This is a genomic window from Amycolatopsis decaplanina DSM 44594 (assembly GCF_000342005.1).
Lineage (GTDB): Bacteria > Actinomycetota > Actinomycetes > Mycobacteriales > Pseudonocardiaceae > Amycolatopsis > Amycolatopsis decaplanina.
In genome coordinates this window covers 405,712-416,683 of record NZ_AOHO01000055.1, presented here as the reverse complement: position 1 = coordinate 416,683, position 10,972 = coordinate 405,712, and the positions used below count along the sequence as shown (strand labels likewise).

13 protein-coding genes are annotated in these 10,972 nt (G+C 69.5%); 8 read left to right on the top strand and 5 right to left on the bottom strand.

Translation table 11 applies throughout. The annotated features are described in order from the left end of the window. Positions 1-198: 198 nt before the first annotated feature. Positions 199-567, top strand: a complete 369-nt coding sequence (locus H074_RS19130) for a DUF3817 domain-containing protein (RefSeq protein WP_039922791.1) — start codon at positions 199-201, stop codon at positions 565-567. 61 nt (positions 568-628) lie between these two features. Here the strand turns inward: H074_RS19130 and H074_RS19125 are convergent, their stop codons facing one another. After that, positions 629-1,129 carry a MarR family winged helix-turn-helix transcriptional regulator gene (locus H074_RS19125; protein WP_039922790.1) on the bottom strand — a complete coding sequence of 167 codons (501 nt, stop codon included), beginning with the start codon at positions 1,127-1,129 and terminating at the stop codon, positions 629-631. 87 nt (positions 1,130-1,216) lie between these two features. Between H074_RS19125 and H074_RS19120 the strand changes: the two genes are divergently transcribed. Beyond that, a complete protein-coding gene (locus H074_RS19120; RefSeq protein ID WP_007031692.1) occupies positions 1,217-1,519 on the top strand; it encodes a thiamine-binding protein in 303 nt (100 codons plus the stop codon). Between the two features lies 1 nt (position 1,520). On the opposite strand, the gene H074_RS19115 is transcribed toward H074_RS19120, so the two are convergent. Beyond that, on the bottom strand, positions 1,521-1,937 hold the full coding sequence (locus H074_RS19115; RefSeq protein ID WP_007031691.1) for a hypothetical protein: 417 nt from the start codon (positions 1,935-1,937) through the stop codon (positions 1,521-1,523). A 98-nt stretch (positions 1,938-2,035) separates the two neighbouring features. Here H074_RS19115 and H074_RS19110 point away from each other — a divergent pair, with 98 nt between their 5' ends. Then, complete coding sequence (locus H074_RS19110; RefSeq protein WP_007031690.1) at positions 2,036-3,007, top strand: tetratricopeptide repeat protein; 972 nt, start codon at positions 2,036-2,038, stop codon at positions 3,005-3,007. A 78-nt stretch (positions 3,008-3,085) separates the two neighbouring features. Here the strand turns inward: H074_RS19110 and H074_RS19105 are convergent, their stop codons facing one another. Beyond that, positions 3,086-4,555, bottom strand: a complete 1,470-nt coding sequence (locus H074_RS19105) for a neutral zinc metallopeptidase (protein ID WP_083920449.1) — start codon at positions 4,553-4,555, stop codon at positions 3,086-3,088. A 138-nt stretch (positions 4,556-4,693) separates the two neighbouring features. On the opposite strand from H074_RS19105, the gene glgP reads away from it, so the two are divergent. After that, positions 4,694-7,234 (top strand): alpha-glucan family phosphorylase, encoded by a 2,541-nt coding sequence (gene glgP / locus H074_RS19100; RefSeq protein WP_007031688.1) that lies wholly within the window; start codon positions 4,694-4,696, stop codon positions 7,232-7,234. Here glgP and H074_RS19095 read toward each other — a convergent pair. Continuing rightward, on the bottom strand, positions 7,231-7,425 hold the full coding sequence (locus H074_RS19095; protein ID WP_007031687.1) for a hypothetical protein: 195 nt from the start codon (positions 7,423-7,425) through the stop codon (positions 7,231-7,233). The two genes, glgP and H074_RS19095, sit on opposite strands and share 4 nt — an antisense overlap. 322 nt (positions 7,426-7,747) lie before the next feature. Between H074_RS19095 and H074_RS19090 the strand changes: the two genes are divergently transcribed. The 4 genes from H074_RS19090 to H074_RS19075 all read left to right on the top strand — a co-directional run bounded on the left by H074_RS19090 (position 7,748) and on the right by H074_RS19075 (position 10,561). Next, entirely contained in the window at positions 7,748-8,602 is an 855-nt protein-coding gene (locus tag H074_RS19090; protein ID WP_007031686.1) for a hypothetical protein, read from the top strand. Positions 8,603-8,623: 21 nt separating this feature from the next. Beyond that, a complete protein-coding gene (locus H074_RS19085; protein WP_007031685.1) occupies positions 8,624-8,992 on the top strand; it encodes a hypothetical protein in 369 nt (122 codons plus the stop codon). Positions 8,993-9,009: 17 nt separating this feature from the next. Next, positions 9,010-9,651: a putative T7SS-secreted protein gene (locus H074_RS19080; protein WP_007031684.1), complete on the top strand. Its 642-nt coding sequence runs from the start codon at positions 9,010-9,012 to the stop codon at positions 9,649-9,651. Positions 9,652-9,727: 76 nt separating this feature from the next. Continuing rightward, on the top strand, positions 9,728-10,561 hold the full coding sequence (locus tag H074_RS19075; protein WP_039922789.1) for a hypothetical protein: 834 nt from the start codon (positions 9,728-9,730) through the stop codon (positions 10,559-10,561). 7 nt (positions 10,562-10,568) lie between these two features. On the opposite strand, the gene H074_RS19070 is transcribed toward H074_RS19075, so the two are convergent. Next, the gene (locus H074_RS19070; protein WP_007031682.1) at positions 10,569-10,964 is read right to left on the bottom strand and encodes a rhodanese-like domain-containing protein; all 396 of its coding nucleotides are present in this window, start codon (positions 10,962-10,964) and stop codon (positions 10,569-10,571) included. Between the last annotated feature and the right edge of the window lie 8 nt (positions 10,965-10,972).

The following is a 10,972-nucleotide window of genomic DNA, read 5'->3' as shown; positions in this document are numbered from 1 at the left end:
GTGGTTTAGACCGGTTCGTGCCGGGGGTCGTGAGCAGCATCACGACCCCCGGTGTTCCGGTGAGGGCCGTCACGCCTCACACTGGTATTACCACGTCCGACAGTGCTGTTGACGTTCTTGGCGAGTCCGCCTTGGACAGTGCTCGTCGGACGTAGTCATGTGTGCACGCATAGTGGTGAGACCCCACAGGAGGAGAAAGTGTCCAGCAAGGCCGCTCTAGTATTCCGCGTGGCCGCGGTAGCCGAAGCCCTCTCCTGGGCCGGGCTGCTGGTCGGGATGTTCCTCAAGTACGCCGTCAAGCTCGGCGAGGGCGGCGTTCCCGTCCTCGGCATGGTGCACGGCGTCGTGTTCGTCCTCTACGTGCTGGTCTCCCTGTCCGTGGCGAAGCCGCTCGGCTGGCGCCCGAAGACCCTGATCCTCGCGCTGCTCTCCAGCATTCCGCCGCTGTTCACCTGGCTGTTCGAGTCCTGGGCGCTGCGCAACGGCAAGCTCGACGGCCCGCAGCGGCTGTCGCACGGCGGTGTCGGCCTGTTCACCCGGACCCCGGAAACCGCTGCCGCCGCCTGATCTTCGGCAAATACGCGAAGGCCCCCGTCCTGATGGAAGGGGGCCTTTCGTGTGCTCTCGGTTATTCCGTGAAGTCGCCGGTGGCCTTGCGGACCTTGGTGAGCAGGTCGGTCAGCTGCTCGGTCTGCTTGCCGGTGAGCCCGGTCAGCCCGAAGTCGATTTCGGTGACCGCCTTCGTGGCCTCTTCGCGGCGTGCGCGGCCTTCGTCGGTGATCTCGACCAGCGTGGTCCGGCGGTCGGTCGGATGCGGCACGCGCTTGACCAAGCCGTCCTTCTCCAGCCTGTCGACGATGTTGGTGACGCTCGTCGGATGCAGTTGCAGCCGCTCGCCCATCACGCGCATCGGCAGGTGGGACGCGCGGGCGAAGGTCAGCAGGACCAGCGCCTCGTACCGGGCGAAGGTCAGCCCGTGCGGTTTGAGCGCGCCGTCCACGGCGGACTGGATGATCTGCTGCACGCGCATGATCCCGGTCACCGCGGCCATGGTTTCGGACGGCCCGATACGGGCTTCCCACAGCTGCGCCGCGCGGGCTATCGGATCGAACGGCAACGGAGGGCTCATGGCGCCCGAAGTTACCAGCGGGTACCCGTACCACGGCGCACCACCGGGTGTTATGCGTGGCAAAAGCGTCTGAACGAGGAGCAGAAGATGATCGTGGCCTTCAGTGTCAGCCCGTCCGCGGCCGAGGAGGACGGCGGCGTCAGCGAGGCGGTCGCCCGCGCGGTGAAAGTGGTGCGCGAGTCCGGCCTGCCGAATTCGACCAACGCGATGTTCACAAACCTGGAAGGTGACAGCTGGGACGAAGTGATGGACGTCGTGAAGCGGGCCGTCGAGGCGGCGGGCGAGGGCTCGTCGCGGGTCGGGCTGGTGCTCAAGGCCGACATCCGGCCGGGCTACGAAGGGCAGCTGACCGCGAAGGTGGAGCGCGTCGAGAAGCATCTGAGCGAATGAGTCAAGGGAGCGGCGGGGTGAAGGCGACCAGCCACAGCTTGTCCTTGACCGCGATGGCCACCCGATAGCCGAAGGAACTGCCGTCGCCGAGCTTCCCGCTGACCGTCGCCGAAGTGGGCGCCAGCTCGTCCGGGGCGAACTTCACCGTGACGTCGTGGGCGCCGCGGCCCGCCAGCGCGTCGATATAGGACTTCGCGAAGTCGCCCGCCGACGCGGGCGGATAGTCGATGAGTTCGGAGAGGGCCTCGACGTCGTGCTCGTTGAGTGCGTCGGTGAGGCCCTCCCGGAGCTGCCCGGGACTGGCGACACCGGGGTGGGGTTGATGGGCGATCAGCACCGTGATGACGCTCACCCACGTGACGGCGATGGCGATCGCGACGGCCACGGTGGCCGTCCTGCGTGTCGGAATGTCGATCACCCCCTCGTGGCGAGCCTGCCGGAACTCCGGCCGTCCTGCCAAGCGGGCAGCCGGGGGCATGCGGTGAAAGGCTCGGGGATGCGTGCCAGGATGGAACCGTGACACACCCACGCGGATCAGCATCGAAGACGGCGGCCCTCTCCGCCGCGCTTTCCGGCGCGGTCGACCTTTCCGCGCTCAAGGCGCGTGCCGAAGCGCCCCAGAAACAGCCTCCGGCCCCACCGCGGCCCGCGGACGGCGCCGCGCCCGGCGGCCCCGCCACGGCGGGCGCCGTGATCGACGTCACCGAGGCGACCTTCCAGAGCGAGGTCGTCGAGCGCTCCCTGCAGCAGCTGGTGGTCGTCGACCTGTGGGCCGAATGGTGCGGCCCGTGCAAACAGCTCAGCCCGGTGCTGGAACGCCTCGCGGCCGAGTCCGGCGGTGCCTGGGTGCTCGCGAAGGTGGACGTCGACGCCAACCCGCGCATCGCGCAGCTCTTCGGCGCGCAGTCGATCCCGACGGTCATCGCCATCGGCGGCGGCCAGCCGGTCGACGCGTTCTCGGGCGCGCTGCCCGAACCCGAGATCCGCAAGTGGCTCGGCTCGCTGCTCGACGCGCTGCGCGACCGGCTGCCCGGCATCAAGGCCGCCGAGCAGAACGGCGGCGGTGTCGAGGTGCCGGAGGACCCGCGGTTCACCGAGGCCGAGGAGGCCTTCGAACGCGGTGACTTCGCCGCGGCGCAGGCGGCCTACGAGCGCATCCTCGACGTCGAGCCCGCGAACGAGGAGGCCAAGACCGCGCTCGCGCAGGTCAAGTTCACCGCCCGCGCCGAGGCCGCCGGCCCGGACGCGATCGCGAAGGCCGACGCCGACCCGGCCGACCTCGACGCCCAGCTCGCCGCCGCCGACCTCGAAGTCGCGGGACAGCAGCCCGAGGCGGGCTTCGCGCGGCTGATCGCCGTCGTGCGGCGTACCGCGGGGGACGAGCGCAACAAGGTGCGGGAGCACCTGGTGGCGCTGTTCGAACTGTTCGACTCGGCGGACGAGCGCGTCATGAAGGCGCGGCGGGACCTCGCCAGCGCGCTGTACTGAGTTCCCGGAATACGTGAAGGCCCCCTTCACTGCGCCTAGCGCAGTGAAGGGGGCCTTCACGTATTTTGGAGCGGGCGATCAGCCGTACTGGGTCGAGCAGACCGACGAGCTCTCCAGGTAGCCCTTCCGCAGCGCCTCGACCCGCTCGAAACCGTTGTCCACGCGCTTGCCGTTGACGTCGGCCGAGACCAGGCTCTCCGGGCTCAGCAGGTCCGAGATGGCCTCGTCGAGGTCACCGGCCGAGAGCCGCAGCGTCGCGCCGGGCACCGTGCTGGCCTTCGCCCACGCGCCGACCAGGCAGGCGGTGCGCAGTCCCGCGTTCGCGTTGTCGATCGACGCGCCGACACCCTTCTGGATGCCCATCGCGTACCGGGACGCGATTTCCGAGAACGCGGCGAAGTCGCCCTTGCCCTCGCTGTGCCCGCTTTCCCATTCCGCCTGCTGGTCGACCGGCTGGGCCAGTTCGCGCAGTTTGGCCATGTCGATGCTGACGGTGTTGTTCGACGGGCAATACGACGCGGGCGGCGTGCTGGGGCCGCCGGGGCAGCTGCCGTTGCCGTCCTCGGTGATCTCCGGGCCCGGGACACCGGCGCCCTTGAAAGCCTCGTCGAGGCTCTTTTTCAGGATCCCGATGATCTCGGCGTCGAGCTTCTCGTCGCCCTTGCCCTTGTCACCCTTGTCGAACGGGCGCTCGGTGATCCGCGCCTTGATGTTCTCCTCGTTCATCGCGGCGCATTCCTTCGGGCCCTTCTCGAACCCGACCTGGAACGCGTACGTGCGGTCGAAGGCCGTGCCGTGCGCGCCCTGTTTGGTCGCGCTGGTGCCCGCCTGGTCGCGGATCAGGAACAGCGACGCCATGACCTGGTTGAGGCCTTCGGAGGTGGAGACCCGGTAGAACTTGCTCTTGTCCTCGGCGACCCAGCGGAAGTAACCGCCGGCGAAGCAGTCGGCCTGCTGCTCCTTGACGATCGAGGGGGTGGTCTTCTTGATGCCTGCCTTCTCGCCGAGCCGGTACTGCACGGCGTGCCCGAGTTCGTGCGAGAGCACGACGGCGCCCGCCATCTTCCCGAACCGCTCGCGCAGCATGGGCAGCAGCACGCCGCGGTCCCACGCCACCAGGTCACCCGGCGGGCAGTAGAACGCGTTGACGAGCTTCTTGACGCTCCCGCATTCGGTCTCTTCGTCGTCGGTCTTCGCGCTGTAGGACAGCAGCGACTTCAGCGGCTCGTACGGCTGACCGAAGTCGCGCGGCATGACCTCGGTCCAGTAGGCCTGCGCGTCGGCGATCGCGGCGATGGCGAGCTGGTCGTCTTCTGAGCCGTCCTCGTTGCGGACCTGCAGGTCCGGCTTGGGCGCGTCCGGCTTCAGCCCGCTCTCGAAATGCGTGACCGGCAGACCGGCGATGTCACCGGCTCCCGGCTGGCTGCCCTGCTTCCCGGCCGAGCTTCCCTTGTCGCCGCAAGCGCTCAGCCCGAGGGCCAGCACCGCCACGACCGCGATCAGAGCCGGACGTCGAAAGCCCCGCACTCCCCCTTGGATCATGTTCACTCGCTTGTCGTCAGGGCCCCGACCGGGCCGCGTACTCCGGCAAGCAGGGACCCTACCCAGCGCTTATGGCCCGCGTGCAGGTAATCCCCGAAGTGGGTCTTGAGCGGGGCGGGGACCGTGGCGATATGGTCGCTCTTCATGAGAGCAGTCCGCCGGTTCACCGTCCGCGCGAGCCTGCCGGAGTCGCTCTCCGGCCTGGGTGACCTCGCCACGAATCTGCGCTGGACCTGGCATCCGCCCACCCGCGACCTGTTCGCGTCGATGGACGCGGAGCTGTTCAACCGCGTCCGCGACCCGCTGCGGATGCTCACCGCCCTGCCCCCGGCCCGGCTCGACGAACTCGCCGTCGACGACGCCTTCCTCGCCCACGCGCGCGAGGCGGTCGCCGATCTGGACCGCTATCTCGCCGAGCCGCGCTGGTACCAGAAGCAGGACGACGCCGACCTCCCGCCCGCCGTCGCGTACTTCTCGATGGAATTCGGCGTCACCGAGGCGCTGCCGAACTACTCCGGCGGTCTCGGCGTGCTCGCCGGGGACCACCTCAAGGCGGCGTCGGACCTCGGCGTGCCGATGGTCGGCGTCGGGCTGCTCTACCGCGCCGGGTACTTCCGGCAGGCGCTGTCGCTCGACGGCTGGCAGGTCGAGCACTACCCGGTGATCGATCCGAACGCCTTCCCCCTGGAGCTGCTGACCGACGGCGGCCGGCCGGTGCTGGTCGACGTCGCGATGCCCGCCGGGCGCACGCTGCACGCGCAGATCTGGAAGGCCCGCGTCGGCCGGATCCCTCTGCTGCTGCTGGACACCGACACCGACGCCAACGACGAGGACCTGCGCGCGGTCACCGACAGGCTGTACGGCGGCGACGCGGACCACCGCATCCGGCAGGAGATCCTGGCCGGGATCGGCGGCTTCCGCGCGGTGCGGCGCTACTGCGAGCTGACCGGGCATCCGCAGCCGAAGGTGTTCCACACCAACGAAGGTCACGCCGGATTCCTCGGGCTGGAACGGGCCCGCGAGATCATCCAGGCCGACGGGCTGGCGTTCGACGAGGCGCTGCCCGCCGTCCGCGCCGGCACCGTGTTCACCACGCACACGCCGGTCAGCGCCGGTATCGACCGGTTCCCCGTCGACCTCGTCCAGCGGTACTTCACCGACGGCAGGCTGGTCCCGGACGTCGACCCGCGCCGTGTGCTCGCGCTCGGCGCGGAGGACAACCCCGGCCTGTTCAACATGGCGCACATGGGATTGCGGCTCGCCCAGCGCGCGAACGGCGTCTCGGCGCTGCACGGCCGCGTGTCGCGGCGGATGTTCTCCAGGCTGTGGCCCGGGTTCGACTTCGACGAGGTGCCCGTCTCCTCGGTCACCAACGGCGTCCACGGGCCGACCTGGGTGGCGCGCGAGCTGAGCGCGCTGCTCGGGCGCAACCACGAGGAACTGGGCCTCGACGGCGCTCAGGGAAAGCCGCTGCGGGACGGCGTCAGCGACGAGCAGTTGTGGGCACTGCGGCGGGAGCTGCGCGAGAAGCTGGTCGCCGAGGTACGGCGCCGGGTGCGGGCCGCGTGGATGCAGCGCGGCGCGTCCGCGCTCGAACTCGGGTGGACCGACACGGTCTTCGACCCGGACGTGCTGACCGTCGGCTTCGCCCGCCGCGTGCCGACGTACAAACGGCTCACGCTGATGCTGCGCGACCCGGAGCGCCTGCGTGCGCTGCTGCTGGACGAGCGGCGCCCGATCCAGCTCGTCGTCGCGGGCAAGTCGCATCCGGCCGACGAAGGCGGCAAGCAGCTGATCCAGCAGATCGTCCGGTTCGTCGACGATCCCGAGGTCCGGCGCCGGATCGTCTTCCTGCCGGACTACGACATGTCGATGGCGCGCTACCTCTACCGCGGTTGCGACGTCTGGCTGAACACGCCGGTGCGGCAGTTGGAGGCGTGCGGCACCTCGGGGATGAAGTCCGCGCTCAACGGCGGGCTCAACCTGTCCATCCGCGACGGCTGGTGGGACGAGTGCTACGACGGCAGCAACGGCTGGGCGATCCCCACCGCGGACGGCGTCGCCGACCCGCTGCGCCGCGACGAACTGGAGGCCGCGGCGCTCTACGACCTGCTGGGCCACCAGATCGCGCCGCTGTTCTACGACCGCGACGCCGGCGGTGTGCCCGGCGGCTGGATGTCGATGGTGTGGCACACGCTGGAGACCCTCGGGCCGCGCGTGCAGGCTTCGCGGATGGTGCGGGAGTACGTCGAATCGGGCTATCTGCCCGCGTCGCGGATGGTCGCGGAGGCCACGGGTGACGGGTACCGCGGCGCGTTGTCGCTGGCCGACTACCGGACCAAACTGGACGTCTCCTGGCCGCGGGTGCGGATCTTCGACACCGAACTGCTCGTCGAGGACGCCGCGCCGATGGTCACGGGGACCGAGGTGACGATCCGGGCCCGGATCGACCTCGCCGGCCTCGAACCGTCCGAAGTGGACATCCAGGCCGTCGTCGGGAAGGTGGGCGACGGTGACGAACTGAGCGACCCCGTCACCGTCCCGATGTCGGGCGACGGGATCGGCGCGTTCGCGGCGCGGCTGAAACTGCCGCATCCGGGCTCGATCGGCTATACCGTCCGCGTGCTGCCGAAACACCGTCTGCTGGCCACGCCGGCGGAACTGGCCCGCGTCGTCCACGCCTAGCTCAAGAAAGGCGCACCGGTCCCGGTCGGGTACCGGTGCGCCGAGACGTATCCGGCGTACCGCGCGTATTCCCATGCCTGGGCGAACTGAATGAGTTCCGCCCGGCGACGCTGATGCCACCGCGCCGAAACGAGGCAGCCCGCCCCGGCCCCGACCAGCATCGCCAGCCCGACGATCACGACGAGTTCCATTCCGTACTCCCGGTTTCTGGCCGCTCGGCGAGCGGCTGTCTCTTCGACGCTAAGCGGAGTGATCGTCTTCGCGCATCCCCTGCCGGACCTTGGCCAGGAAGTGGTCAGGAGACGTACGTACGGTTTTCGTGCGCCACCGATTGGTCATCTTCGTTCGTTGTCAAGTCGGTGGCAAACAAATGACGAAATCGGGCCCGGAAGCTGTCCAAAAATTGGCAGATCCGCAGGTGAAAGCCGGTTTTCCAGGTGGATGGGGGCGATTCGTGCATCGAATTACGGTCGCCTAGGCTCTTCGTTCTTGAGGTCGCGCAGGGGAGGAATAGTGGCTTCGACGACGAAAAGAAAAAAGCCCGAGGACAGTGTGCTCGGCATCCACAAGCGCAACGGCATCTGGCAGGACGGGCTCGCCAGGGTGATGGGACCGGAGTTGCTCGATCGCTGGGGTATCGAGGAAGACGCCGAGGCGTCACGCGTGCGGGAGATCGTGCTCGTGCGGCTGAACCGTGTTCTGGGTCAGTTCTCGAAACCGGAAATGCCCCTGATCGTCTGGACCGCGTACAACCTCGGCGCGGCTTCGCCCGATGAGGAAAGCGGCGTCGTCCGGCGGCTCGAAAGATTGGTGGAACAGGGTGGCGTCGGATGCAGTGTCCGGACCTGCACCCGCCGGTTCAACGACATTTTCCTGCCCGCTGTCGTGAAGAGCTTGAGCGCCGGACAGAGCGTGATCACCGGCGAGGACCTCGGCCGGGCCTCGCGCTGGCTGGCCGGGAACATCCGGCCCGGTGCACCGGAACCCGTCGCGGTCCCAGGTGGACTGTCCGCCGCCATCCGCGGTCTGCGGACGCCGATGGCGCCGGTACTGAAGATGTTCCTCGACGGCCCTGTCCACGGACCCGCGGACGGTGATGGTGTCCCGCTCGCGGCGAAGCTCGGGGCCCGAGGCGAGTGGCTGTGCGTCTTCACCGGAGAGGGGTTGCTGGCCACCTATCGCGAGTCCACCGGGGCGCGTTGGACCCGGACCGGCCGATGGACCGGTCGTGACGTCGTGCGGACGGCGGCGGGCCGGATCTTCCCGACCGGGATCCTGATCGATCCGAGTCCGGCGATGGGCGCCGGTGCCGACGCCACGCTGCCCCTCCCGCCGGAGGAGATCGCCCGGCTCGTCCGCGAGTGCTGATCGGACCCGAGGAGAGCGAACATGATCAATTTCGAGGCCGTTCCCGACGAGCTGATCCGGGCGGGCAGCAGGCTCCACGACATCACCGAGATGATCACCAGGCAACCGGCGCTGAGGTTCAAGGCCACGGCGAGCGAAGCGGGGGATCCCGTGCTCGTGGCGGCGCTGGAGAGCTTCCAGGAGGCTTCCGCGCACAGTGTCGCCGTGCTGGCCGAGGACGTGCGGCGGCTCGGCGACCGGCTGGGCGAGGCCGCGCGTGACTACCGGAACAGGGAAGAAGAGGCGATCGAGAAGGTCAGAACGATCGAAGCCGCCGAAAGCCCTGTGTGGCAGGCCGGCCTCGCCTTCGTCCCCGAGAACGCCAACACCATCCAGGCCGTTCTCGGCTGAAGCGAAGAGGACGGACGATGAATCCGGAAGACCCGGACGGGGCGAGTGCGCCCTGGACGGCGGGGACCGTCAGTGTGCTCCGAAGCGAGGCGGAACGCCTGCGAGCCGTTTCCCGGTCGTTGGAAGACCAAGCCGTCGAGTTGCGCCAGGTCGATCCTCATGGCTGGTCCGGCCAGGGACACGACGCGTATTCGGGCCGCCGGACCGAGCTGGTCGCCCGGTGCCGGATGGTCGCGGAGGAGCACGCCCGCGCGGCGCGGGCGCTGGACGATTTCGTCGCCGTCCTGGAACAGCTGACCAGAAACGCGCGGGACACTTCGGATCCGTCGCTCATCCGACGGCTGGTCGCCCAACGGACCGAGGCGGCGGCACTGGCCGCGGCCACGCTCACCGAGGTGGGCAAAGGCCTGGCCGCGTTGAAGACGGTGCTCGGTGACGTCGATCGGCGCGTGCCCCGGGAATCGCTGCCTTCGCGTTCCGAGAGGCCGGCTTCACCGCCTCCCGACGCCGCTCCCGGGCAGACCGAGCTGGCGCCTGCCCTTCTGCTGGCCGATCCGGTCGAATTCGATCGGCGGCTGCAGGGACTGAGTGACGCCATGTGGCGATTCTGGTCGATGCCCCCGCTTGTCAAGCCGGTGGCGAACAAAGGAAATCCCTAGTCTTCGATTTCCGCCGAACAATAGTGGACAGCCAGGTGAAATACACTTTGCCGGGCCGATCCCGAATCGCGGAGGAATGGTGGCTTCGGCGAAGGAAACGAAAAAATCGCGCAGGGCCAAGGACCGGCTGCATCATGTCCACGCCCGCGCCGGCATCCGGCAGGAGGGGCTGCGCCGGGCGCTGGGGCCGGAACTGCGGGACATCTGGGGGATCGCCGAGGACGCCGAGCCCGGCCGGGTGCGCGAGATCGTCCTTCTGCGGTTGAACCGCGTACTCGAGCGGTTCGCCGACCCGCTCATGCCCGAGATCGTCTGGACCGCCTACAACCTCGGCGTGGATCCGGTGAACGGCGGGGCGGGCATGGTCGGCCGGATCAGGACCATGGTCGGCCGTGGCCGGGTGGCGGTCTCCGAGCGGACCTGCACCCGGCGGTTCTACGACTTCCTCGGGAGCGTCAAGAACAGCCTGGACGGTTTCCAGGAGGACCTCACCGGCGAAGACTTCAGGCTCGCTTCGCGCTGGATCGCCGAGAACGTCCGCCCGGAGCGGGAGCAGACCGGCGGAAGTCCGCGCGACCCCGTCCCGTCGGTCATGCGGATGTTCCTCGACGGCACGGTGTGGGGCCCGGCGGACGAGGCGGGCGCCCCGATCCCGGCCCGCCTCGGTGCGCACGGCGACTGGTTGTGCGTCTTCACCGACGAGCGCCTGCTGGCCGAGTACCGCGCCCTCACCGGCGCGGGCTGGGCCCGGATCCGGCACCGGACCGGCCGCGAGGTCGTGCTCGCGGCCGCCAGGCGTGACGCGGCGACAGGCGTGCTGGTCAACCCCAGGCCGACGCGCGGTGCCGGAATCCACGCCGCGCTTCCACTCTCCCCGGCCTCGATCGCCCGGCTGGCGGTCCGCCGCTAGCGCGGGTTCAGGGGACGGCCGGGGTGCCGCCCTCCCGGATCTGGAGCCCGGCCGAACGCCATGCGCGGAATCCGCCTTCGAGGTCGGTGGCCCCCGGCAGGCCGAGCCGCTGCAGGTCGGCGGCGGCGAGGCTCGACGAGTACCCCTCGTTGCACACGACGATCACCGTCGAGTCCGGTTTCACCTGCGGCAGCCGCCAATCGCTGTCCGGCGCGAGCCGCCACTCGAGATGGATCCGCTCGACGACCACCGAGCCCGGGATCTCGCCCTCTTCGAGCCGGTTGGCGTGCGGGCGGATGTCCACGATCAGGGCGCCGTCGCGCTGCAGTCTCAGCGCCTCCTCGGGCGCCGCCCGGTCCAATCCGGCCCGGGCGGCGGCCAGCAGGGTGTCGATCGCGCTCATCGGCCCAG

Excerpts from the sequence above, each read along its gene's own strand:
- H074_RS19070 (WP_007031682.1), bottom strand. The coding sequence starts at position 10,964 with ATGAGCGCGATCGACACCCTGCTGGCCGCCGCCCGGGCCGGATTGGAC.
- H074_RS19075 (WP_039922789.1), top strand. The coding sequence starts at position 9,728 with ATGGTGGCTTCGGCGAAGGAAACGAAAAAATCGCGCAGGGCCAAGGAC.
- H074_RS19125 (WP_039922790.1), bottom strand. The coding sequence starts at position 1,129 with ATGAGCCCTCCGTTGCCGTTCGATCCGATAGCCCGCGCGGCGCAGCTG.
- H074_RS19085 (WP_007031685.1), top strand. The coding sequence starts at position 8,624 with ATGATCAATTTCGAGGCCGTTCCCGACGAGCTGATCCGGGCGGGCAGC.
- H074_RS19120 (WP_007031692.1), top strand. The coding sequence starts at position 1,217 with ATGATCGTGGCCTTCAGTGTCAGCCCGTCCGCGGCCGAGGAGGACGGC.
- H074_RS19095 (WP_007031687.1), bottom strand. The coding sequence starts at position 7,425 with ATGGAACTCGTCGTGATCGTCGGGCTGGCGATGCTGGTCGGGGCCGGG.
- glgP (WP_007031688.1), top strand. The coding sequence starts at position 4,694 with ATGAGAGCAGTCCGCCGGTTCACCGTCCGCGCGAGCCTGCCGGAGTCG.
- H074_RS19080 (WP_007031684.1), top strand. The coding sequence starts at position 9,010 with ATGAATCCGGAAGACCCGGACGGGGCGAGTGCGCCCTGGACGGCGGGG.